Origin of the sequence: Siphonobacter aquaeclarae (assembly GCF_900103285.1) — a bacterium.
Lineage (GTDB): Bacteria > Bacteroidota > Bacteroidia > Cytophagales > Spirosomataceae > Siphonobacter > Siphonobacter aquaeclarae.
Window position 1 is genome coordinate 534,317 of record NZ_FNGS01000003.1, and the last position, 23,445, is coordinate 557,761.

Genomic DNA, 23,445 nt, shown 5'->3' on the forward strand with positions numbered 1-23,445 from the left:
AAATATCCGGATACTGACTCGCAGGCGGGTGTACCCCCGATGGCGAAAATAACCTTTGACCCCTTTTTCCGGTTGTATAAAAATAAAAAAGCCAATGTCCCGGACCTTTTCCCTCCGAACTGTCCAGAACCTGCCGATATCCCCGGCAGAAGCCTGGGACTTCTTCAGCCGGCCCGACAACCTTGTCCGGATTACGCCGCCGGGGATGGGTTTCAGCATCCGCAGTCATCATCACGGCGACCGGATGTACCCGGGGCAGCTTATCGAGTACACTGTCACCCCCTTTCCGGGAATGCCGTTGTACTGGATGACCGAAATCACGCATGTATCGGAGCCGTTTTATTTTGTCGACGAGCAACGCTTCGGCCCGTATGCCCTCTGGCATCACCAGCATCATTTCCGGGAGCGGGAGGGGGGCGTGGAAATGACGGATATTGTGCACTACCGGCTGCCTTTCGGCATATTCGGTGTGCTGGGCGGCTCCTTCGTCCGGAAAAAACTGGAAGCTATTTTCCGCCATCGCTACGACGTCACTACGCAACTCTTCGGCGCCTGGCCGGAGCAGTCGTGCAGTATCCGCTTTTTCCGTTCCTGAACAAACAGGATCGGGAGGCGGGTCCTGCCCCGCGGAATGACTACTTTTGCCTTCTTTTTCCTGAGATGATGACTGAGACGACAGCCTGGTTTGTGGTGAACCCTGTTTCCGGGGTACTGCCGGCAGCCCGGCGAAAAGATATACTCGATTACATTCATACCCAACCCGGCGTACGGTGCCTGGAAACCCATTCTGCCGGGCATGCGACGGAGCTTGCCAGGCAGGCCGTTTCCGAAGGTATCCGGAAGGTAATCGCCGTTGGCGGGGACGGAACCGTAAACGAAGTAGCGAAGGGACTGACCGGCAGCGATACCGCGCTGGGCATCGTCGGGATAGGTTCCGGAAACGGGCTGGCCCGGCACCTGAAGCGCTCTCTGAAGCCGTTTCAGGCAATTGATGAAGCACTGGCAGGTACCTCCTCCCGCCTCATTGATACCTGTTACCTCGATGATATTCCCTTTTTCTGTACAGCCGGTATCGGGTTCGACGCCTACGTAGCCGACGCCTTTTCCCGGCAGAAAACCAGGGGTCTTTCCACCTATGTGAAGACCACGCTGTCTTCTTTCCAAACCTACCGGCCGGGGCAATATGTCATCGAAGGCGCCGGGGAAAACCGGCAGGTAGAGGCTTTTTCGCTGACCTTCGCGAACGCCGGACAATATGGAAATGACGCGTGGATCGCACCGGAGGCCCGTCTCGACGACGGGCAGATCGACGTATCGATCCTCCGGCCGTTCCCGTTTTTCTATGCACCGGTATTGGGCGCACGCCTGTTCGGGAAGTCTATTGCAGCGTCGCCGTACCGTGACCGGTTGAGCGGGGAAGCGTTTTGCCTTTCATCCGACCGGAACCTGCTGCTGCATTACGACGGAGAGCCGCTCCAACTCGACCGCAAATCGGTGCGCATATCCATCCGTCCGCTCAGCCTGAGAATCATCGCCTAGCGGCGACCGCTTCGCCTGGGTCCCGAGGGTCGTCCGCCTTTTTTCGGAGGACCGCCCGCAGGTTTGCCGGTGCTTCTTCCGGCAGGTTTCCCGCCGGAGCGGCTGGTACCCGGGCGACCGGAATGCGGCCGTGCGTGTTTCTTTTCGTGAAACGCGCCTTTAAAGGTGGGATCTTCCTTTTTCCGCTGACTATCCACTTCCCGGAGCATATCCTGCCGCTCATCGAAGGGCGTATTTTCGATTTCCACTTCGTCAGGAAGATTATCCCGGGGGATTTCCTGGCCGATCAGCTTTTCAATTTTCGCGATGTGGTACTCTTCGGCCATCGTCACGAAGGTGATCGCCTCGCCGGTATGGAAGGCGCGGCCTGTCCGCCCGATGCGGTGCACGTAGTCTTCGTAAACCAGCGGCACGTCGAAGTTGATGACGTGTGTTACTTCCTGAATATCAATACCACGGGCGGCGACGTCTGTCGTCACCAATACCCGGATTTCGTTGTCGCGGAAGGCCTGCATGGCGTTGATCCGCGTATTCTGGCCTTTGTTGGCGTGGATAACGCGGACCTTGTCTTCCGGTACCACCTTCCGGGCGATGAACTTGTAAATGTTGTCGGCAACTTCTTTCGACCGGACAAAGACCATGACTTTTTGCAGGGCTTCGTCCCGAAGCATGTGGCTCAGGAGGTGGATTTTGGTCTTGAGGTTGGGAACTTCGTAGATCAGTTGCGCTACGGTCTCTGCCGCCGTTGCCTGGGGCGTAACCTCAATCCGCGTCGGAAATTCCAGAAACTCGTGCGAGAGTGATTCGACCTTGGCCGGGAAGGTAGCCGAGAAGAGCAGGTTTTGCCGTTTCGTTGGAATAACCTCCAGAATGGCCCGGATCTGAGGCATGAAGCCCATATCCATCATCTTATCGGCTTCGTCGAGTACCATCACCTTCAATTCTTTCGTGATGATTTCCCCGCGGAGGTAAAGATCCATAAACCGCCCGGGAGTACTGACAAGAATGTCTACGCCGGCGTTCAGGGCCTCGATTTGCGGCTTGGGCCCCAGGCCGCCGTAGAGGCAGAGAACCCGCAGGTCGGTGTATTTGCCGAGAGACGTCATCGCCTCGCCGATCTGCATCACCAGCTCCCGCGTGGGGGCGAGGACGAGGCAGCGCGGAGCTTTCCCTTGGGCAAACTTGATTTTATAGAGCAGGGGAAGGGCATAGGCGGCCGTTTTACCGGTGCCGGTCTGCGCGATACCGAGTACATCATGCCCGGCCAGCACCAGCGGAATAGCCTGCTGCTGGATTTCGGTGGGGGTCTGGTACCCGGCTTCTTCCACCGCATTGAGAAGCTGGCGGTTCAGCTTAAAATCTTCGAACGTCATACGTTTTGTCGGAAACAACGCTGCGAAGTTCGGAAAAACCGTTGAGAGACAGGTATAAACGAGGGGAAATGACCGGCTGCTCGAACAGGAAATGCGTTGTCTTTCGGGAGGATTACTTTGCCGTACGGCGTTGGGCCCTCTGACTCAGTGCTATGCGTGCGGCAGAATCCGGAAAAACGAAAGTCGCAAAACCGAGCTCGTTCGAGAAGAAAAGTTGTACTTTAGTGAAACTTTACGGCTATTGATTGTTTTTGTGGAAGAGAAAGACAAAAACGTGCAGTCCTTTTTTACAAGGAGTATTTTCAGGAATTCTTTTCGAAACAGCGCCCCAAAGTTCAGGACAAGATTATCTGGACGCTAACGCTTCTGGAAGAGCTTTCCGTTATTCCGGAGACCTACCTGAAACATATTGAGAATACGGATGGATTGTACGAGCTGAGAATTCAGCAAGGCAATGACATTTTTCGAATTTTCTGTTTTTTCGACGAGGGGCGGCTGGTTATCCTGGTGAACGGTTTCCAAAAGAAGACACAAAAAACGCCTCGAAAAGAGATCGAAAAGGCTTTAAAGCTCAAGGAAGAATATGAAAGCGAAAGAAAATAATCTCACAACGCTCGACCAGTTCAAAGACAGGAACTATGGAAAAAGAGGAACCGCAAAGCGCGAGGCGTTGGAAGAAGGATACGAACCCTTCAAAATAGGGGCTCTGCTTCATGACGCCCGCCTCGAAAAAGGACTTACTCAGCAGGAACTGGCCGAAAAAACCGGCACGACGAAATCCTATATTTCGAAAATCGAAAACAATGTCAAGGAAGTTCGCCTCTCGACGCTTCAAAAAATTGTCGAAATAGGATTGGGGGGTGAATTACAGGTCGCTATTAAATTGTAGGTTGAGCTATAGGCTTTAAGTTATAAGCTTTAGGCCGGGACCGACCGCTTATAGCTTAAAGCCCTTTTTCCATACCTCATATTCCCTTTTTTAACAGTTTTGTGCTGTTTTCCATCAACAAGCCTTTTTATGCGTCATCGTTACCTGTTGTATGCCCTTCCCTTCTGTTTTGCCTCCGCCGTGGCGCAGAAGAAACCGGTTCTGACCGTCGAGAAAATCATGCAGGATCCGAAATGGATCGGCACCGCCCCTTCCAATCCGTACTGGGCGGAAGACGGTTCCGGCGTGTATTTTTCCTGGAACCCGAACAAGGCCAAGGGCGACTCCCTCTATCTGTACGACCTTCGCTCGAAGAAAATCGCCAAAGTGGCAGACCGCCGCAACCTCCCCGCCGAAGGGGGCGTGTACAACCGGGCCCGCACCGTCAAGTTGTATGAAAAGAACGGAGATCTGTTCTGGCTCGATATTCCCACCCGCCAGGCGCGGCAACTGACCAATACCGTCGAGGCTGAAACCAACCCAACCTTCAGCGGAAGCGAGGCACAGGTAATTTTCCGCCGCGGACTGAATCTCTTTTCGATGAACCTGGCTTCGGGAGAAGTAGCCCAGCTGACCCAGTTTATCACGGGCGCCAAAAAGGCTGATCCGAAGGCAAACGAGCAGGAAAAATGGCTGAAGACCGATCAGCTCGCTATGTTCGATATCCTGAAAGAGCGTGCCGACAAAAAGAAAGACGCCCAGTCCATTGCCAAAGCCGAGCAGCCGAAGCGGCCGAAGGAGATATACCTCGACGACCGCTCCCTGCAATACCCGTCCTATTCTCCGGACGGCAGGTTCGTCACCTTCCAGCTGGTGAAAGCGGCTTCCGGGGCCAAAAGTACCATCGTCCCGAACTATGTAACCGAATCCGGATTTACGGAGGATATTCCGGCGCGGACGAAAGTCGGCGCACCGGCCTCGTCCTATTCCTTCTTTGTGTATGATATTCAGAAAGATACGGTTCGGGAAGTACCTGTGAAAGATATTCCGGGGATACGGGACGTTCCGGCCTATATCGCGGAGTATGGAAAGAAAATCAAGCCTGCCGACCGGCCGGTGCAGTTCTTCGGGCCATCCTGGTCGGAAGACGGAACCTATGCCGTCGTCATTGTGCGTTCTCAGGACAACAAGGACCGCTGGCTCCTTCGCCTCAATCCGGCAACGCTGGAACTGACGCCGATCGACCGTCTCCGGGACGAAGCCTGGGTCGGCGGGCCGGGCAGCAACTTCCTCACGTGGATCGACAGGGAGACTATTCTCTTTCATTCTGAAGCGACGGGATACTCACATCTCTATTCTTACAACCTCCGTTCCGGGGAAAAGAAACAGCTCACGAGCGGGTCGTTTGAAGTGCAGGTAGCACGGCTGTCGAACGACAAAAAGAACATCTATTTCCAATCGAACGAGGTACACCCCGGCGAGCAGCACTGGTACCGGATGGCGGTCACCGGCGGCGAGCGCGTCCGGCTGACGACGCAGTCCGGCGCCAATGACGTGACCTTATCGCCGGATGAATCCAAACTCCTCATCCGCTATTCCGCGCCTACGAAGCCCTGGGAACTATACCTCCAGGACAATCGTCCCAATGCCGCTCCCGAGAAAATTACCGAGTCGCTGACGGAGGAATTCAAGGCATACCCCTGGCGGGAGCCGCAGGTGATTACCGTGAAAGCACGCGACGGAAAAGACATCTACGCCCGCCTGTACATCCCGAAAAAGAAAAACGGTGCGGCCGTGATCTTCGTCCACGGCGCCGGATACCTGCAAAACGCCCACAAGTGGTGGAGCCAGTACTTCCGGGAGTATATGTTCCATAACCTGCTGGTAGACAAAGGCTATACGGTTATCGATATGGACTACCGCGGCTCGGCGGGGTATGGGCGCGACTGGCGTACCGGTATCTACCGGTTTATGGGGGGCAAAGACCTCGACGACCACGTAGACGGTGCGAAATACCTGACGCAAAAGCTCGGCATCGATCCGAAACGCATCGGCATGTACGGTGGCAGCTATGGCGGCTTCATGACCCTCATGGCGCTCTTTACCCAGCCCGGAGTATTCAAAGCCGGCGCAGCGCTGCGACCGGTGACCGACTGGGCCGCCTACAACCATCCCTACACGGCCAATATCCTCAACCAGCCCCAGGACGATTCCCTGGCCTACCGCCGCAGCTCGCCCATTTACCATGCCGCGGGGCTGAAGGACAACCTCCTGATCTGCCATGGAATGGTGGATGTAAACGTTCATTTCCAGGATGCTGTGCGTCTTTCCCAGCGCCTCATCGAACTCCGCAAGGAAAACTGGGAGCTCGCCGCCTACCCGATGGAAGACCACGGCTTCGTCGAACCGACCAGCTGGATGGATGAGTATAAGCGGATTTTGAAGTTATTTGAGGACAAATTGAGATAAGTTTACGGTTTTCGGTTTATAGTTTTCAGTTGTTGGAAGGCAGATGTTTACCGCGCGAAAACTGTAAACCGAAAACTGTAAACCGAAAACCGACAACCAACCGATGATTCCCCACCTCAACCTCCAACGACAAACCGAACCCTATCAGCAGGAACTGGCAGAAGCCGCGGCGCGGGTCGTGGCGTCGGGCTGGTTTATCCTGGGTAAGGAGCTGGAGCGCTTTGAGGAGGACTGGAGCCGGTATTGCGGAGCCCGGTTTGCCGTCGGTACCGGAAATGGTCTGGATGCCATTGCCCTGATCTTCAAAGCGCTGGCTTTCCCGGAAGGGAGTGAAGTGATCGTCCCTGCGCAGACATTCATCGCTTCACTGCTCGGGGTGCGCCAGGCTGGGCTGGTACCGGTATTGGCCGAACCCGATCCGGCTACCTACAACCTCGACCCGGCCGGAATCGAAGCCCTGATTACCTCGCGAACCCGGGCCATTCTGCCAGTACACCTCTACGGCAAGTGCTGTGACATGGATGCGATACGGGCCGTTGCTGAAAAATACCAGCTTGTTGTTGTCGAAGACGCCGCCCAGGCACACGGCGCTACCTGGAAAGGCCGGCCTGCCGGTAGTTTGGGCGACATCTCGGCTTTTTCCTTTTATCCGGCGAAAAACCTTGGCGCGCTTGGCGATGCCGGGGCTGTTGTGACAGACGACGAGGCCCTCACCCGCCGGATCCGCCTGCTGCGCAACTACGGCTCCGAAGAAAAGTACTACAACGAGCTTCCCGGGATCAACAGCCGCCTCGATGAAATACAGGCCGCCATGCTCTCTGTCCGGCTCCGGTACCTGGACGAAGAGAACAAACAGCGCCGGCTGATTGCCCGCCGCTACCTGAATGAAATGCGGAATCCGGATATACGCCTGCCGGATGCGTCAACTTGTGAGGAGGATGCCTGGCACCTCTTTGTCGTGCGTGCGACTGACAGGGCGCATTTCCGGGCGTTTCTCGAACAAAAAGGAATACAGTCGGCTGTCCATTATCCCATTGCCCCGCACCGGCAAAAAGCCTTTCCGGAGTGGCACGGATTGTCCCTGCCGGTGACCGAGCAGTTACACCGCGAAGTAGTAAGCCTGCCGCTGTTTCCCGGCCTGACCGATGAAGAACAACAATGCGTGATCGACGCCGTCAATCAGTACCGCCTGCCCTGAACGAACGGGTTGGAAAAGGCCGGATTGGTCAGAAACGTTGAATCGGTAAGGATACGGAGAAACGCCACCAGGTCCTGCTTTTCCAGGGTACTGAGATGGATGGGTTTGGATAGCTCCGGGCTGAGCGTCCGGCTTGCATGGACATGATCACTGTAGTGCGCCACTACTTCTTCGAGGGTTTTGAAACGGCCGTCGTGCATGTAAGGGCCCGTTACGGCGATGTTCCGGAGGGTTGGAACGCGAAACCGGGCAAAGTCCGCCTCCTGTGTAGTAACCTCCTGCCGGCCCGGATCCAGCGGCGACGCGTCCAGGCCATTATTATGAAAGACATTCTGGAAAAACTTCGCCCCTCCATGGCAATGCGTGCAATTCCCTTTGCTTCCCTCAAAAACGGCTAAACCCCGTTTCTCCGCAGCCGACAGCGTTTCTTTCCCCGACAAAAAACGATCATACCGCGAATCGGCTGAAATCAGCGTCCGCTCAAACTGTGCCAGCGCCCGGGCGATCAGCACAGGCGTAATGGACTCAGTACCAAAGGCTTTTCGGAATTTTTCGGGATAGAATGTTGTACGGTTGAGCTTTTCGGCGGCTTTTTCCGGAGGAAGACCCATTTCGTCCGGGTGGGCCATCGGCACCAGCGCCTGCGCTTCCAGGCTGGAGGCGTGGCCGTCCCAGAAAAAATCCCGGACCCAGAGCAGGTTTGCCAGCGACATGGCATTGCGGAGGGTAGGCCGGCCGCTGACGCCTACGCTGAGGGCAAACCCATCGGTAAAGGCTTTGTTCTGGTGGTGGCAGCTGCTGCACGAAATCGTGTTGTTTTTCGAGAGCAGGGTATCATAGAAGAGATAGCGGCCGAGTTCAACGCCTTCGATGGTCGTAGGATTGTCGTCCGGAACCGAAATACGGTTGCCGAACGACGCCGGATAACGAAGCGGGAACGGCGTCGTCTTCACCATTGAAAACGCCGCGCAGCCGATCAGTAAACCGCCGAGGAGCCATCGCTTCATCTTACTTTGCGAATTTGATTTCGATTTCCCGGACTTCCCGTATCCAGCGCGCCGGTTTCTTTTCTTCCGGAACGACAATCCGGTAGGGACCGGTACCCGCCGGAAGCGCAGCTCCGTCTGCTTTATCGGCCAGGATGATGGTCCGCGGCGAATAGTCCGGATCCAGTTCCGGCAGGGCAAACAAAACTTCATACCCGTCAGCGGCCCGGACGAGCGCATATTTCACCAGGTTTTCGCCCCGCAACTGCCCGCCGAGGGTGACGCCGGCTTTCTTCAGGAGTTCAAAAACCGGAACCCCGTCATAGGTGTGGGTTTTTCCGTCGCGGTCTGCGGCCTTTACCTGTACATGCGGAAAACCGGCAATATCGGACGCCTGGAGCGCCAGCGGCGTCGCTACTTCGCCGCTGATTTTGAGGACTGTCTGGGCAGAAGTGGCCAATACCGACGCCAGTACGAGTATCAGGCTGATTTTCAGGGATTTCATAAGTTAGAAAGAACAAGATTCACGAAAAAAGTACGGCCCGGCTCCGGAAATCCTTCCTGTAGGGCATAGTTCCGGTTGAATACGTTGTTGACGCCCCCTTCCACCCGAACGTATCGGACGATCTCCGCCGATGCTTTCACGTTCACGAGTGTAAACGCCCCGGCTTTGGTACCATAGCTCGTGCTGTAGCGTTCGGAATTGTATTCGAGATTGGCCACGGCGGTGAACCGCTTCAGGAATCGTCCCTGAAGATACGTAATGACTTTGTTTTCAGGTACGTCGATAAACTTCAGATCGGCATTGGTGCGGTTTTCGCGGTGGAGATACGTATACTGGGCTCCGGCGGTGAGTACCCGCCCGAGGGTTGCGTCGACGCTCAGCTCCGTGCCGTAAAAAATGGCCTTTCCGGCGTTCTGAAGCTGGTAAACATTGGGCTGGACGTTATTCACCTGCTGGATGACGTCGTTGATACCCGAGTAGAATACATGTGCCGATCCTTTCAGCCAGGGAAGGAAGCGGTCGTCATACGCTGCCTCCAGGTGCGTGGCCCGCTCTGCTTTCAGGTCAGGGTTCGGAATCGCGGCGCCCATGCGGTAAGAGTACCGGTCTTTAATGGTGGCGAAGCGGGATTGCCGGGCGGCAGTCAGGCTGAAACGGCGGGTTGAAGCCGGTTGAAAGAACAACCCGATCTGCCCGTTCCAGGCGGTACTGTTATTCCCGGCAAATGGTACGATTTCCTTCGTGGAAGAAAGGTAATTCTCCGCGCGGATGGAATTACGGGCATTGAAGCTGATCCCGGGTACCACGCTCCATTTCGGGTGAAAGGCATAGGTATCTTCCAGACCGATGGAGTAGGTATCGTCGACAAATGTCCGTACCGGCTCGCCCTGATTATGTTCCCGGTGGTGATCCTGCTTGAAATGCGCCGATACCCGGTACTGATTCCGGCTGCCGGGGCGGTTGCCATACTCCGCGGAGCCGCCATACGTATCGTCGTCGTAATAGCTGTTGAAGGAAGAGCCCTTTTTCTGGGTGGAATAGGTATTGTCGTCGTAGGCGCTCAGGAGGTTGCTGAAGCGGTCGTAGTACAGGCGGGTTTTGACGTAGCTGCTACCCGAAAGCGCCGTTTTCGATAAGAAATACCAGCTTTCCTTGTTCCAGTACGGCCATTGCCAGAAGCGGGCGGTTTGTTTGGCGTCGTTCCCGACATACGTCGGAGTACCCTTGCTGCCCTGCTGGTTGACATAGCTGAGGGTATACTCGTCGGTAGCGTTGGGCGTAAAGCCGACTTTCAGGCTGTACTTACGGTCGTCGCGATACGCATTATCCCGGTTTCCTTTAGCCTGAAGCGTTTTGGCTTCAAAATCGCCGGACAGCGGGTAGATATCCTGTTTGAGCTGAGAGACCGATCCCTGGATATACCACCTGCCGATCCGGGAACCGAGATTGAGGTTGAGCCGGCGACCCGTACCGCTGAAAATACCCGCCCGGGCATCAAATTCAAGTTTTTGCTGTGGCCGCCGCGAAACGAGGTTAATAGCGCCGCCGAGGGTATTCGAGCCGTATGTGACGGACGTAAACCCTTTCGAAACCTGGATTTCGGAAACGTCAAACGTCGTAAAGCGCCCGAGATCCACATAGCCGTCGTATGGTACATATACCGGAATGCCGTCAATGAAAACCGGTACCTGGCGCAGGTCAAACCCCCGGATGTAAACCGTGGATTCATTCCGGGCGCCCACGGCGGAAAGTGTCACACCGGGCAGGAGCGATAACGCATGGCTGGCGTCGACCCGGTTGAAGGCTTCGATCCGGCCGATGCCCAGCGTGTGGGTAGAATCTGCCAGCCGGTTGGCGAGGATAGTGACCTCGCCCAGGCGGAAAATCCGGGTAGAGTCGGCCTGTCCCCGAACCAGAAAGGGTACTAGTAAAAGCGTACAGAGGTAAAAAATGCGCATGGGAAGGGTGGAAGAGGTTATCGTTATGTTTGCAAAAATATAACGATAATGGAATTGCCTCTTTTTTTACGCCGGATTTCCGCTCCGGGAACCATCTCCCGCTCCCGCTGTTACCCTTCCGAGCGAGCAAGATGAACCCATGAGTCAAACGTCTACCCTGTCCTCTTCGTCCGTCACGATGCGGGAATACCCGTGGGTCATCGCCGTATCGGGCCTGATGATTCTGATTACGGTCAACGGCCTGACGACGTCCTCCCTGTCGGTTTTTGATGAGGTGATCCAGCAGGAGTTCGGGCTGTCCCGCGGGCTCCTCAAATCGCGTGAAACCGTCACGTATGCCGTTTCGGCGGCGTTTATTCTGCTGTCAGGAGTATTGATCGACCGTTTCGGAGTGAAAAAGCTGTTGCTGACCGGTCTCGGCTTCATGACGCTGGCGCTTGCCGGCTACGGGTATGCCCGGAACCTCACGCACCTGTATCTGCTCCATGTATTGCTGGGCCTGGCGTACGTTTCTGCCGGATCGGTATCGGTTGTGATTCTGGTATCCGCCTGGTTTCGGGAGAAGCGGGGACTGGCCCTGGGCGTAACGCTTGCCGGTACCAGTCTCGGCAGTGCTGTATTTCCTCCGTTGCTCACTTATCTCATCCGGACCGAGGGTTGGCGGAGTGCCTTTCACTGGCTGGCGGTTATTCCGGTGGTATTGGCGGTGTATACAGCGCTGGTGGTACGGGATTCGCCGGGAACGGTCGGGGCGCGGATAACCGACGCTACCGAACACCCGATTCAGGAAGGCATGGAGTATTCGGTCGCTCTCAAAACCCGCCTTTTCTGGATTATCAGTTTTTGCGGCTTTTTGTCTTTCCTGGGGATAGTAGGGCTGGTGTCGAACCTGTTTCTGCATTTCCGTTCGACGGGCTTTTTACCTGCCGAAGCCGCCTGGGTACTGACGCTGTACTTCTCGATGGCGCTCCTGGGGAAATTTACCGTATCGTCGCTGTCTGATTATGTCTGCATCTACCGGATGTTCAGCCTGTGTTTTGCGGGGCTGGCCGCCGGTGCGCTGGGAGTAGCGTGGCTGTCGGGCGGGCCGGCGGTCGCGGCGGTAGGCGTCGCGGCGTTCAGCTGGGGCGGCGTATTTACGTTGTACACCATCCTCATCGTCCGGACATTCGGGCTGAAAGCCGCCGGAAAAATCAACGGAACCATCCACCTGTTCGAAAACATCGGATCGCTGCTCGGGCCGGTGCTGGTAGGTCTTTTGTCGGATGTGGGCGGATCTTACCGGACGGCGCTGCTGCTGGTGGCGGTCGTTTTCAGCGTCGCGCTGATTCTCTCGTTCTTTTTTGAACGCTGGAAACCAGCAAATTCCGCCGGATAAATGGTTCGCTGTCAGTAACTTTTACCCCCCTCTACTGTTGCAGGTTCGGAATGTTCGTCCCAACTTTGGAGTCCGTGGACGCCGGATATCCTCCGCCCGGCCGGATCGACGAATCCTTTTCAGATTATCCTTCCCATCTAAACACTTATTTCAGAACGAATACGTTAAGTTGTTCAGAACCAATTCGGAGAGTGTGAATTCGATGAGAGCCATCGCTTTTTTTTGGACGATTACCCTGATTGCCCCGCAAGTATTCGGGCAGTCGCCCCGACTGGTGAGCCAGACGCAGGCCCTGGCCCGGCCGGATCAGTCTTTTGCCAGGGAAGACAGTGAGATTGCCCGCCTGAACTGCGTACCGATGTTTGGAGAAGTGAAGAAGACGGCACGCCAGAAACAGGAGCAGGACGCTTTTCTTCAATCGTGTGACCGGTCTTTCGGAGACCGGGCGGAAGCCAGCCGGTTCTTTGCCGAACGCGGGTGGGAGTACATTGCCGAAGGCGAGCTGGATACTGCCTGCTACCGGTTTAACCTTGCCTACCTCCTCGACGCCGCCAACAGCGACGCCTACTGGGGTATGGGTGTGGTTTGCCACCAGAAAGGAAACACCACCGAAGCCATCCGCATGCTGAAGAAAGGAGTCAGCATTGATTCGACAGATTCCATGCTGATCGACGACCTCGCTACGCTGTACATTCAGCACTTCACCGACACCAAGGACGAGAAGGAGCTCGATGCTGCCTTCACCTGGCTCGGCAAGTCGATGGCGCTGGATTCCACCAATGCCAACACGTACCTGAAGCTGGCGCTGGCAGAGTACCATCGGACCAACTACGACAAGTCCTGGGAAAACCTGCACAAGTGCCGGGCGCTCGACGTGCAGCTGCTTGATTTTGATTTCATTCAGCAACTGGTCGCCAAAAGAGAAGACCCGCAGGGTATCTTCAAAGGGAAGGAAGAAGAGAAATAACCTTCTTCGTTCCATAGCAAAGCCGGCAATATGCATTGCCGGCTTTGCTGTTTTCAGGCCGTTGCTGCCGTCCGCTCGAATTTCCGTCGGTAGTACCGGACGCAGCGGGGAATGATGATACCGGCCAGGATACCGGGGCCGACCCACAGCAGGATGTTCACAAAGGACGGCAGCGCTTTCGGAAGCATACGCGGCACGCCGGTGACGAGGAAGGCCGTCAGCGTAGCGGTATACGATGCGAGCATCCGGGAAAGGTGCGTATAAAACCAGCGCATTTTTTCAGCCGGAACCTTCCGGGTAAACGAGCGGTAATCAGCCCAGGCGCTTCCGACACATAATACGGTGAGAAAACCAAAGAGGATGGTCATAAACACATCGCCGGCCAGTGCGCGCTGCACCGTCCACGTAATCGTTACCAGTCCGAAAAGACCGATGCACCAAAGGGCGATCCAGTCGGGTAAGCCGGGTTTGTCGGCTGTTTTTTTCCGGAGAAGAATACGCTTGCCCGTAAACGTCTGGTAAAAACTGGCGATACCGACCGGCAGCAAAAACTGCATTTGCAGGGAAAGAGGATTCAGCGAAAAGAGGGCGATGGTCGTCACGAAGACACCCGCCATTCCCCAAAAATAAATACGGCCGGCGGAGTTGTGAACCCGGCCGCCTTTTTGGGCGATCATCGGAACGATGCCGGAGACCAGCGCGGTAAAACCGCATAGGATGTGGATAACGAGAAAAACCGAATGTGCCGTTGCCATACTTGTTGCGTTTTGAAGACGAAACAAAACTAGGCAGCGGCCAAACGCCGCGCTGGTCAATGGGCTGATCAACAGCGTTGTGGGACGTTTGACAAAGCTTGCGGGATGCCGGGGACGATTGACAAGGCGTCAGGAAGACCGGAACGGAGCCATGACAACGTCGGCGTATTTCCGGGCTACAGGAACGGGTATCTCCACGCCGTTCAGATGCAGTTTATAGCCTTGTGCATTACCGGTGACTTTCGCGACCTGCCCGCGGTTGACGATGTAGGAGCGATGGCAACGCAGGACGGAATCGCCGTGGAGCTGCGCTTCGAGCCGGCTCAGACTGCTGCGCAGGAGATCTTTCCGGACCTGGCCGTCCCGGACGGATACAATCTCCGAATAATTATCTGCCGATTCGATGTAGCGAAGTTCCCCGAGCGTCACCGTCAGCGTATCCCGGCCGTTTTCGGCCACGAACGTGAACGTCTCCGCCGGTACCGGCGCGGGTACGGGCTGTGGGGGAGAACTGTACCGCTTCAACTGCTGGATATACCGGGTCAGCGTAAATCCGGCGGCCGGAAAAATCCCGAGAAGGAAGGTAGACGCCACCATACCCGCTAATCCGGGAATACCGTGATTATGGCCGGATTCAAAAAACAGGTTGTTGTAAAAGTAATTGGCGACTCCGATGAAGAGAAAGTGCGCGAGGATGAAGCCTATATTTCGGCCGACGGTCCAGGTTTTCTCCGAAAAAAACGAAGGAAACAGGACCGGCGCGACGAAATAATGTACCAGCAATACTGCCCCCGAAACCGCCCCGAAGCCGAAGAGGTACAGGTATTTGTAGGAAAAGGTCACCGCCGCGGTCCCGAAAGGCTGAAAAACAGCCAGAAAAAGCCCGACAAACAAGCCTGTTCCAAGGCAGAGAAGGAGCGTCTCCCGGTCGCGCTCAAACAGCGGAAAAGGCTGGCGAAGCAGGGAAAACATAGGTTAGAACCGGCCGGCAATCTGCTCGAAAAACATGCTGATAACCGGCGGGTACGTCGCAATGGTAAAAACAATACCGTAAAGTGCTCCCCAGAGGTGAGCGGAATGGTTGATATACCCTGCGCCGCGGCGTGCTTCCCAGTAGGAATAGGCGATGTAAAGTCCACCGAAAATCCAGCCCGGGATAGGAATGGGAATGAAGAACATATACAGCTCGGTGAGCGGGGCAAACATAATTCCCGAAAAAATCACCGAAGAAACGCCGCCGGACGCGCCGATGGAATTGTAATACGGATCGTTACGGTGGCGGAAGTACGTCGGCAGGTCAGAGACGATGATTCCGCCGATATACAGCAGCGCGAAAAGTGCTGCTCCATTGGCTGATATCTGATGAAAAATACTTTCCACCATCCGGCCGAACGAGTACAGGGAAATCATATTGAAGGCCAGGTGCCCGATGTCGGCATGGATGAACCCGGATGTCAGAAAACGCCAGTATTCGTTCCGGCGGCTGACCTGATAAGGGTTCATGGCCCATTTTTGCTGTATGGAGGGATCGTAATACCAGGCGTAAAGGCTTGCGCCAACGGCGAGAACGACAAAGAGTAGGGTGAGACTGAGATCCATAAGATTCGGGTAATCGGCTGCTTGCAATGCGTGCCCAAAAATAGGGCTTTTCGCCGTTGTGTAGCCGTTTTGAAAATTTTAGCCTAACTTCCGTACCGGCCGCACCAACAAATTGTCAACCATTCACTCCCATGATGCGTTCCCGTCGCCGGTTCATTCAGCAATCTGCCTCCCTGGCACTGCTCCCCGGTTTGAAACCCCTTTCCGAATCCTATCTCTCAGACATTCAGCGGTATTCAACGGCCAAAACTCCGGAACAGCTGGCTGTCGACGAAGACTACTGGGCGCTTATTCAGCGGGCCTATACCGTTTCTCCGTCGCTGCTGAACCTCAATAACGGTGGCGTCAGCCCGAGCCCGGCAGTAGTGCAGGAAGCTGTAGAACGGTACTTCCGTCTCTCCAACGAAGCGCCGAGCTACTACATGTGGCGGATTCTGGACCAGGGGCGAGAGCCGCTGAGGGAGCAACTGGCAGCACTTTCCGGTGTTTCGCCGGATGAGATCGCCATCAACCGGAACGCCACCGAAGCACTGGATACAGTCATTCTCGGGCTTCCGCTTGAAAAAGGAGACGAAGTAGTGGTCTGCGTGTTCGACTACCCGAACATGATGAGTGCCTGGCGGCAACGCGAGCTGCGCGACGGCATCAAGCTCAACTATGTCACGTTGCCTGCACCCTGTGAAGACGAAGCCCTCATCGTACAGAAGTACGTCGCGCAGATGACGGCGAAGACGAAAGTGGTCCATCTGACCCATGTTTTCAATTGGACCGGACAAGTCATTCCGGTGCGGAAAATAGCCGACGAAGCCCGGGAGCGGGGTATTGAAGTGCTGGTAGACGGCGCGCATAGCTTCGTGCACCTCGATTACAAAATTCCCGATCTCGGCTGTGATTACTTCGGAACAAGTCTCCACAAATGGCTGAGCGCGCCAATCGGAACCGGGATGCTGTGGGTACGGAAAGACAAGATCGCGAAAATCTATCCCCTCGTTCCGGGAGAAAAGCCGCTGTCAGAGAACATACGGAAGTTCGAAAACCTGGGCACCCGCCCGTTTTTCATCGAGCAGGCTATCGGCCAGGCGATCCAGTTGCAGAACGCGATCGGTTCGGCCCGGAAATACGAGCGACTGTTTTACCTCAAAAACTATTGGGCTGAAAAAGTAAAAGACCTGCCCGGCGTTCATGTCTATACTTCCCTGAAAAAAGGGTTTTCGGGCGCGCTAGCTGTGGTGGGAGTGGATGGATTCACTCCCGGCGAGCTGGAGAGTACGCTTCTGAGCCGGTTTAAAATTCATACGACGCCGATCGACAAGGAAAACGTGAAAGGCGTGCGGGTAACCCCGCACGTATACATCCTGCCTTCGGACCTCGACCGGCTGGTCAGGGCTCTGACGTTGCTGAGTCAGGAAAGTGCCGGGAAACTGGCGAAAGGAGGGAAATAGCACCAGGGCCGCGGGATTCCGCGGCCTTCTTTTTTCAGGAAAACTGTCGGAAAAGTACCCGTTGTACCGGGTAAAAACCGGGGAGCATTTTTTAAGTATTTCCGGAAACGATTGCGTAGAAATGAGAATTTCGGGTAATTCGAACTGTATCTCGGCTGAATAGTGATGTCCATGAAAAAGAGTCTACTGATAGTTTTATCTGCCATTTGGGTGTTGGGTACCGGCCCGGCTGCCGCCAGTACCGACCCGGTTGCCGACTGTACCTTGAAAGTCACTGCTACGTCGTCTATCGGAAATGTACTTTGTCCCTCCGGAAGCACCGTACTGACCGCGAACCCCACAGGAGGTACCGGGACAGCCGCCTATACCTGGAAAAAAGGATCGCAAATGGTAGGATCAGCCAAAACGTACGAAGCGACCACTGCGGGTTCGTATACCGTTACCGTCAAACAGGGAGGATGTACCGCCACCTCCGATAGCCTGAAGCTCACTGTCGGAACGATCCCGGTGATCGGCGCGATACGGGGAGATACGCTCATCTGCGCGAATAAGGACATCGTCCTGACTACTTCGGCCACCAACGGTACTGCTCCCTATACGTATGAGTGGAAACGGGAGGGTGTGGTTCTTCCCGGCCTTACGGCCAATTCGATTACGATTTCGCTGGCCGGTAATTATTCGGTGTCGGTTAAAGACGCCAAAGGATGTGTCTCGGCCTCCCAGGCAACGTTTACCGTCGGCGCTCCGAAACTATTTATTACCACGCAGGGGCGGGGACAGCTTTGCTCCGGAGACAACCTGGGCGTGAAGCTGATTGTGTTTTCAATGGAAGGTTTCGTTGCTGACAGCTATTCCTGGAAAAAGGATGGGAAGGCTGTCGGTACCGGTCCGGCCTTTCAGGCAACATCCACCGGAACCTATACCCTGGAAATCACCGATACCAAAGGGTGTGTGGCCGTTTCGGGAAATTCGGCGAAAGTGGAGCAGGCGACTTCTCCGGTCGCCAACGCCGGCCCCGGCGCAACGCTCACCGGTACCGAAACCTACAACCTTGCCAACGTAACGACAGCAAAGAGCGGTACCACGCCCTATACCTATGCCTGGACGACAGACCCGGCCATCGGAAAAACATACAGCGAAGCCCAGCCGCAAATCGGCCCGTTTAAAGCGAGTACTGCTGTGACATTGACCGTGACCGACGCCAAGGGCTGCACGGCAACCAATACCGCGCAGGTAGTCTACAACCCCTGCAAGATCAGCGTAGCTGTTTCCGGATCCGAGTATTTCTGCGAAGGAATCAAAGCCACCCTCACCGCCACCGTGAAAGACACGCTGGGCAAGGTTACCTACAAATGGAGCAGCGGCGAAACGACGCGCGGCGTCAACTTCACTACTGCCGGAAACTACTCCGTTACGGTAACCGATACCAAAGGCTGCTCCGTTACACAGAGTATTGCTGTGGAGCAGAAAGGTACCCCGACAGTCCAGATCAACGGCGATAATTACTACTGCCGCGGTGGCGGAGCCCTGCTGAAAGCGACGGCATCGGGCGGGCAGGCGCCCCTCCGGTACCAATGGAGAAAAGGAACGGCAGCTATTTCGGGCGGAACGGCAAGCCAGTATAACGTGTCGGCAGAAGGTAGCTACAGCGTTGTCGTGAAAGATACGCTGGGCTGTACGAAAGAATCGGCTTCGGTGACTATTACCGAGCGGGGCACGGATATCACGGCGACGCTGACGGCCGCCGGAAAAACGTTCGTTCAGGAGCCTGATACGGTCGTGCTGAATGCGTCGACGGGAACGAATTATGCCTACGTCTGGACACGAAACGGACAGGTAATCTCCGGCGCAACCAAAGCGCGGTACGTCGCCCGGAGCTCTGCTGCTACCGGTAGCTATGTGGTTATTATCGTGAAAGAAGGCTGCTCGGTACCGTCTCCGTCGGTTCAGGTAACGATTGAATCGCCGACGGCGGTAGAGCCTTCGTCTCCCGAAGTCATCACGAAAGTCTATCCAAACCCGTCTTCCGGTCGCGCGGTACTCGAACTGACACTGCCAAACCCGTCTGCTGCCACGCTTGTTTTACAGGGTCTTAACGGTACCCGCCTCGATACCCAGCAAAAGGCGCCGGCCAAATCGCACCGGTTTGAAGTAGACCTGACCACCTCGCCCGATGGCCTGTACCTCTGGCGGATTGATACCGGAAACGGATGGGTAAGAGGCAAATTGCTGAAAACATCCACCGGCTACTGATCACAAAAAAGGGGTGTCTCAGCGAGACGCCCCTTTCCCTTTCCAAAGAGACCCCGAGCAGGGGTCTTCAACTAACTCCTTATCTTTTCCGGCGATACCGGCTCTTTGAGAAGTACCTTGTACTCGGCCGTCACCCGGATGATCCGGATGTTGCGCTGCCGGGCATTGGCTTCGAAATGAGAGAGTAAATGCATCACATCGCTGTCGATGTAGGTGGATCGCGAACTATCAATTTCGACGACGGCTTCGTCCGGAATATCCTTTAGCATGGAGGCGACGCTGGCCTTGTTGAGGAAGGACACATACTCGCCCATGCGTATCCGGATGCGCTCTTCGCCGTCGACCCGGTATACCTGCGTATGATGGGCCTTCCGGTAGGTTTCCCGAAGGATAAAAAACACGCCGACGACCATACCGATCAGAATACCTGTGAGCAGATCCGTCAATAAAATGGCAGCTACCGTTGTGACAAATGGCAGAAACTTGTTCAGCCCAGCTTCAAACTGCTGCCGGAAAACAACCGGCCGGGCCAGCTTGTAGCCCGTCACAAGCAGGATAGACGCCAGCGCCGCCCAGGGAATCTGATTCAGCACCGTCGGAAGTGCCAGGACGCTCACAAGCAGCATGGTACCGTGGACTAGGGCCGCCACCCTGGTTCTGCCGCCGGCATTGATGCTTACCGAACTCCGGACGATCACGGAAGTCAGTGGCATGCCGCCCACGAGTCCGCTGGCGATGTTTCCGATACCCTGTGCGACGAGCTCCCGGTTGGGCGGCGTCTTACGTTTCAAAGGATCCAGTTCGTCGGTCGCTTCCACTGCCAGCAGGGCCTCCAGGCTGGCGACGAGGGCGATGGAAAGCGCCGACGCATATACTTGTGGGTTGGTCCATTCCCCGAAATCAGGGAGGGTAAACAAGGAAAAAAAGGCTCCGACCGATTCCGGAACCGGTAGCCGGACGAGGTGGTCTCCATGAAGAGCCACATCTGCCGGAAGCAGGTAACTGTTGACCAGAATACCCAGCGTGACCACCAGAAGCGCCGCCGGAACCGTCCGGAAAAACGAAAACCGCTTCAGCGACGGTACTTCCCACAGCAGGAGAATACCCAGTGACAGCAGGGAAATCAGGCAGGCGGCGCCGTTGAACTGCTGGAGCGCGGAGCGTAGCTGCCCGACGATGTCAAAGCCGTCGGGCTGAAACAGCGAAAACCCCTCGGCTGAATCCGCGTCGTAGCCAACCAGGTGAGGTAATTGTTTGAAAATCAGTATTAAGCCAATCGCCGCCAGCATTCCCTTGATCACGGCTGACGGGAAAAAATGGCTGACAGTACCGGCCTTCAGCAGGCCGAATCCGATCTGCAACACACCGGCCAGGCAGGTAGCGAGCAATACGGCTTCGAACGAAGGCAGACTATTGACCGCGGCGAGTACCACCACGATAAGACCGGCTTCCGGGCCGGAGATACTCAGGGCCGACCGGCTGAAAATACCGACCACGAGCCCCCCGACAATTCCAGCGATAATGCCGGAAAACAGCGGTACCCCCGACGCCAGGGCAATCCCCAGACAGAGCGGCACCGCCACCAGAAAGGAGACTACGCCTCCGCGGATATCTCCCGGCAGTGTTTGTTTGGAAAATGCGTTCATGGCTGTGGGGCGGTCCGGTTCAGAGGCCCGCGTTTTTCGGCTCCGTGGCGGTTCCGAACGTGTGAAGAGTGGGCTGAGCCAGGCGAAGGGAATCAGCTTCCCGCGATTTGGCGAGGTACAGCGCCTTGTATTTGAGCTTGTCCTGCCGGGTCTGCCGGAAGTCCAGTACAAGTTTGAAGACAATCACCAGGGCAATCATCGCCCAGACGGCCACCCAACTGACGAGTTTCGGATTCTGTGCTTTCATTTTCTGATAGAATTGTCCGTAGCAAAGATCGAAAGCAAACAGACCCGGCACATTAGGGACCGATTAGAAGGCTATGAGAATCCGATGAGAAACCTATTAAAGATTGATTAGATCGGAATGTGAATGGCAAAAGAGGTGCCTTCGCCGAGTGCGGATTTTACATGAATCTGCCCCTTGTGCAACTGAATAATCCGGTACGTGAGGGGAAGCCCGATTCCGTAACCGTGGATTTTCTTGACATTTTCTGCCCGGAAAAAGGGCTCGTAGATGTGTTTGAGGTCCTCCTCGCTGATACCGACGCCCTCGTCTGTAAAGGTCACAGTGATCCAGTGCGAGCTCATTCCGAGCCGTACCCGGACCTGCCTGTTGGGTGAAAACTTGCACCCGTTTTCCATCAGGTTGAGAAAGGCGGTTGTCAGGAGGGATTTGTTGCCACGGACCGAAAGGGAGGGTTGCGACGTAGCAATGTCTCCGTCAAACGAGAAGATGGCTTGATAGTCTGGGCTCTTTGTTGTGAGGAGTTTGGCGGCGTCGTAAATCGCCTCATCCAGCGAAAAATCACGGAACTTGATCGTCGAATCGTCCTGGTTGACCTGCGCAAGTTCCAGCAGGTTATTGGCGAGGTTATTGAGCCGCTTGATGGATTCAAGTACCATCTTCCATTTTGCCTCATGCTCTTCGGGCGTTCGCGGCTTGATCAGCGTGACCTCGATCTGCCCGGTAATGATGGTGAGGGGCGTCCGCAACTCATGTGAGGCGTTGGCGACGAAATCCCGCTGCACCTCGAAAGCCTTCTCGACCCGGTCGAGCATGGAGTTGAACGTCGTTGCCAGTTGCGCGATTTCATCCTGATTGCTGCCGGCTACTACCCGCTGATTGAGGTTAAGCGCGGTAATCTGCCCGACCTGCCGGATGACTTCGGAAATCGGCTGCAACGTCCGTCCCGCAAAAAACCAGCCCGATAGCCCCACGAGCGCCAACCCGAAGGCGAGTCCGAAGCAGAGAATCGTCCGGAGGTGGGACATTTCCGCCAGGCCATACTCGTCATAGGCTGAAGCAATGATGATAAACTGCTGATTTTTATAGGGATAAGAGAGCCCGACTATCTCTTTACTGCCATGGCGGACAAACAGCGGATTCTTTTCCTTCGTGCGCTGTAACAGGTTGAGTTTTTCGACGAGCTGATCAGGCCGGTTTTCGCTTTCGTAGATAATCTCGTCGTCGTGATTGTAAATGACAATCTGTTCCTCCGGCAAAGAAGTCAGGTTATTTCGCTCGAATAGCTGGAGGAGGTGCGTGTCAAATTTTTCCTCTTCAATGAGCAGGCGGGCGGTGGTTTTGGCCTTGTCGCTCAGGCGGAGGTAAAAGTCCTTCTGCCGGAAGTATTCCGAAATGAAGTAGACCACAAATGAAAACAGGATCAGGTTGGCCGCGACAATCAGCAGAAAGGTCAGGGACAAGCGGGTTCTGATTTTCATGGGCGAACGGGGTTGGGAAAGCAGGCGTCAGTCTTCCTGCTCCTGCATGATGTAACCGATACCACTGATGGTATGGATGACTTTTGGCGTAAAATCCTTGTCAATTTTCTTCCGGAGGTAGTTGACATACACGTCGACTACATTGGTTCCCGTATCAAAGTTGACGTCCCATACCTTCTCGGCGATTTCGCTTCTGGACAGCGCCCGGTTCTGGTTTTTGATGAAAAATTCCAGTAAAGCCAGCTCCCGTGCAGTGAGGTTGATTTTCTGATTTCCGCGTTTGACGGTTTTGCTTTTCTGGTTGAACTCCAGGTCGGCTATTTTGAGGATAACGGCTTCGGATGGTACCGTCAGTCGCCGCCGGTTCAATGCCCGGAGCCGCGCCATCAGTTCCCGGAATTCAAAGGGCTTGACGAGGTAATCGTCTGCCCCGGCGTCAAATCCCGTCAGAACGTTCTCTGTCGTTCCCAGCGCCGTGAGCATCAGAATCGAAAGATCTTCGTATTTCTCCCGGATGATTTTGCACAGCTCATAGCCGCTCATAATCGGCAGGTTGATGTCGAGAATGACCGTCCCGTACTCCTGCTCGCGGAGGAGCTGCTGCGCACGGAAGGCGTCGTCGGCAATGTCGGCTTCCAGGCCGTAGTCCTCCAGGCCGCTTTTGATGAAAGAGGCCACTTCCTGCTCATCTTCAACAATCAGAATCTTCATCGTAAGGAGGTTTGGGGCACTAAAATAGCAGACGGAACGGGAAGACAATGCGTCTGCCGCGTTCCGTCTGCGG

The 23,445-nt window shown here is 55.5% G+C and carries 21 protein-coding genes; 10 read left to right on the plus strand and 11 right to left on the minus strand.

What is annotated here, in order from left to right; translation table 11 throughout:
* The first annotated feature begins 94 nt into the window (after positions 1-94).
* Both BLR09_RS09435 and BLR09_RS09440 read left to right on the plus strand, forming a co-directional pair.
* Positions 95-595, plus strand: a complete 501-nt coding sequence (locus tag BLR09_RS09435) for an SRPBCC family protein (protein WP_093200864.1) — start codon at positions 95-97, stop codon at positions 593-595.
* 68 nt (positions 596-663) lie between these two features.
* Positions 664-1,539 (plus strand): diacylglycerol/lipid kinase family protein, encoded by an 876-nt coding sequence (locus BLR09_RS09440; RefSeq protein ID WP_176785501.1) that lies wholly within the window; start codon positions 664-666, stop codon positions 1,537-1,539.
* Here BLR09_RS09440 and BLR09_RS09445 read toward each other — a convergent pair.
* Positions 1,536-2,912 carry a DEAD/DEAH box helicase gene (locus BLR09_RS09445; RefSeq protein WP_093200869.1) on the minus strand — a complete coding sequence of 459 codons (1,377 nt, stop codon included), beginning with the start codon at positions 2,910-2,912 and terminating at the stop codon, positions 1,536-1,538. The genes BLR09_RS09440 and BLR09_RS09445 overlap by 4 nt on opposite strands.
* Positions 2,913-3,278: 366 nt before the next feature.
* On the opposite strand from BLR09_RS09445, the gene BLR09_RS09450 reads away from it, so the two are divergent.
* The 4 genes from BLR09_RS09450 to BLR09_RS09465 all read left to right on the plus strand — a co-directional run bounded on the left by BLR09_RS09450 (position 3,279) and on the right by BLR09_RS09465 (position 7,447).
* The gene (locus tag BLR09_RS09450) at positions 3,279-3,515 is read left to right on the plus strand and encodes a type II toxin-antitoxin system RelE/ParE family toxin (RefSeq protein ID WP_317039214.1); all 237 of its coding nucleotides are present in this window, start codon (positions 3,279-3,281) and stop codon (positions 3,513-3,515) included.
* Positions 3,496-3,801 (plus strand): helix-turn-helix domain-containing protein, encoded by a 306-nt coding sequence (locus BLR09_RS09455; protein WP_093200874.1) that lies wholly within the window; start codon positions 3,496-3,498, stop codon positions 3,799-3,801. The genes BLR09_RS09450 and BLR09_RS09455 overlap by 20 nt, the downstream gene beginning before the upstream one ends.
* 129 nt (positions 3,802-3,930) lie before the next feature.
* Entirely contained in the window at positions 3,931-6,249 is a 2,319-nt protein-coding gene (locus BLR09_RS09460; RefSeq protein WP_093200876.1) for a S9 family peptidase, read from the plus strand.
* 103 nt (positions 6,250-6,352) lie between these two features.
* Entirely contained in the window at positions 6,353-7,447 is a 1,095-nt protein-coding gene (locus BLR09_RS09465; RefSeq protein WP_093200879.1) for a DegT/DnrJ/EryC1/StrS family aminotransferase, read from the plus strand.
* On the opposite strand, the gene BLR09_RS09470 is transcribed toward BLR09_RS09465, so the two are convergent.
* The 3 genes from BLR09_RS09470 to BLR09_RS09480 are packed head-to-tail and all read right to left on the minus strand — an operon-like array spanning position 7,429 to position 10,896.
* Positions 7,429-8,454, minus strand: a complete 1,026-nt coding sequence (locus tag BLR09_RS09470; protein WP_093200881.1) for a cytochrome-c peroxidase — start codon at positions 8,452-8,454, stop codon at positions 7,429-7,431. The two genes, BLR09_RS09465 and BLR09_RS09470, sit on opposite strands and share 19 nt — an antisense overlap.
* Before the next feature lies 1 nt (position 8,455).
* A complete protein-coding gene (locus BLR09_RS09475; protein WP_093200884.1) occupies positions 8,456-8,938 on the minus strand; it encodes a molybdopterin-dependent oxidoreductase in 483 nt (160 codons plus the stop codon).
* Positions 8,935-10,896: a TonB-dependent receptor plug domain-containing protein gene (locus BLR09_RS09480; protein ID WP_093200886.1), complete on the minus strand. Its 1,962-nt coding sequence runs from the start codon at positions 10,894-10,896 to the stop codon at positions 8,935-8,937. Before BLR09_RS09480 ends, BLR09_RS09475 begins: the two co-directional genes overlap by 4 nt.
* 139 nt (positions 10,897-11,035) lie before the next feature.
* Here BLR09_RS09480 and BLR09_RS09485 point away from each other — a divergent pair, with 139 nt between their 5' ends.
* Both BLR09_RS09485 and BLR09_RS09490 read left to right on the plus strand, forming a co-directional pair.
* Positions 11,036-12,274 carry an MFS transporter gene (locus BLR09_RS09485; RefSeq protein ID WP_093200889.1) on the plus strand — a complete coding sequence of 413 codons (1,239 nt, stop codon included), beginning with the start codon at positions 11,036-11,038 and terminating at the stop codon, positions 12,272-12,274.
* A 193-nt stretch (positions 12,275-12,467) separates the two neighbouring features.
* Positions 12,468-13,241 carry a tetratricopeptide repeat protein gene (locus BLR09_RS09490; RefSeq protein WP_218126638.1) on the plus strand — a complete coding sequence of 258 codons (774 nt, stop codon included), beginning with the start codon at positions 12,468-12,470 and terminating at the stop codon, positions 13,239-13,241.
* 53 nt (positions 13,242-13,294) lie between these two features.
* Here the strand turns inward: BLR09_RS09490 and BLR09_RS09495 are convergent, their stop codons facing one another.
* From BLR09_RS09495 to BLR09_RS09505, 3 genes are all read right to left on the minus strand, one after another.
* Positions 13,295-13,996, minus strand: a complete 702-nt coding sequence (locus BLR09_RS09495; protein ID WP_093200894.1) for a hypothetical protein — start codon at positions 13,994-13,996, stop codon at positions 13,295-13,297.
* A gap of 129 nt (positions 13,997-14,125) precedes the next feature.
* Positions 14,126-14,968 (minus strand): LytR/AlgR family response regulator transcription factor, encoded by an 843-nt coding sequence (locus BLR09_RS09500; protein WP_093200897.1) that lies wholly within the window; start codon positions 14,966-14,968, stop codon positions 14,126-14,128.
* Positions 14,969-14,971: 3 nt separating this feature from the next.
* Entirely contained in the window at positions 14,972-15,595 is a 624-nt protein-coding gene (locus tag BLR09_RS09505) for a rhomboid family intramembrane serine protease (RefSeq protein WP_093200899.1), read from the minus strand.
* A gap of 131 nt (positions 15,596-15,726) precedes the next feature.
* Here BLR09_RS09505 and BLR09_RS09510 point away from each other — a divergent pair, with 131 nt between their 5' ends.
* Positions 15,727-17,037: an aminotransferase class V-fold PLP-dependent enzyme gene (locus BLR09_RS09510; RefSeq protein WP_093200902.1), complete on the plus strand. Its 1,311-nt coding sequence runs from the start codon at positions 15,727-15,729 to the stop codon at positions 17,035-17,037.
* A gap of 171 nt (positions 17,038-17,208) precedes the next feature.
* Entirely contained in the window at positions 17,209-19,290 is a 2,082-nt protein-coding gene (locus BLR09_RS09515; protein ID WP_176785502.1) for a T9SS type A sorting domain-containing protein, read from the plus strand.
* Positions 19,291-19,361: 71 nt separating this feature from the next.
* Here BLR09_RS09515 and BLR09_RS09520 read toward each other — a convergent pair whose 3' ends face one another.
* The 4 genes from BLR09_RS09520 to BLR09_RS09535 form a co-directional block, all read right to left on the minus strand.
* Positions 19,362-20,936 carry a SulP family inorganic anion transporter gene (locus tag BLR09_RS09520; protein ID WP_093200907.1) on the minus strand — a complete coding sequence of 525 codons (1,575 nt, stop codon included), beginning with the start codon at positions 20,934-20,936 and terminating at the stop codon, positions 19,362-19,364.
* A gap of 19 nt (positions 20,937-20,955) precedes the next feature.
* Positions 20,956-21,183, minus strand: a complete 228-nt coding sequence (locus BLR09_RS09525; protein WP_093200909.1) for a hypothetical protein — start codon at positions 21,181-21,183, stop codon at positions 20,956-20,958.
* Positions 21,184-21,290: 107 nt separating this feature from the next.
* Complete coding sequence (locus tag BLR09_RS09530; RefSeq protein ID WP_093200912.1) at positions 21,291-22,661, minus strand: sensor histidine kinase; 1,371 nt, start codon at positions 22,659-22,661, stop codon at positions 21,291-21,293.
* A gap of 27 nt (positions 22,662-22,688) precedes the next feature.
* Positions 22,689-23,372, minus strand: coding sequence for a response regulator transcription factor (locus BLR09_RS09535; RefSeq protein WP_093200915.1), 684 nt, complete (start codon positions 23,370-23,372; stop codon positions 22,689-22,691).
* Between the last annotated feature and the right edge of the window lie 73 nt (positions 23,373-23,445).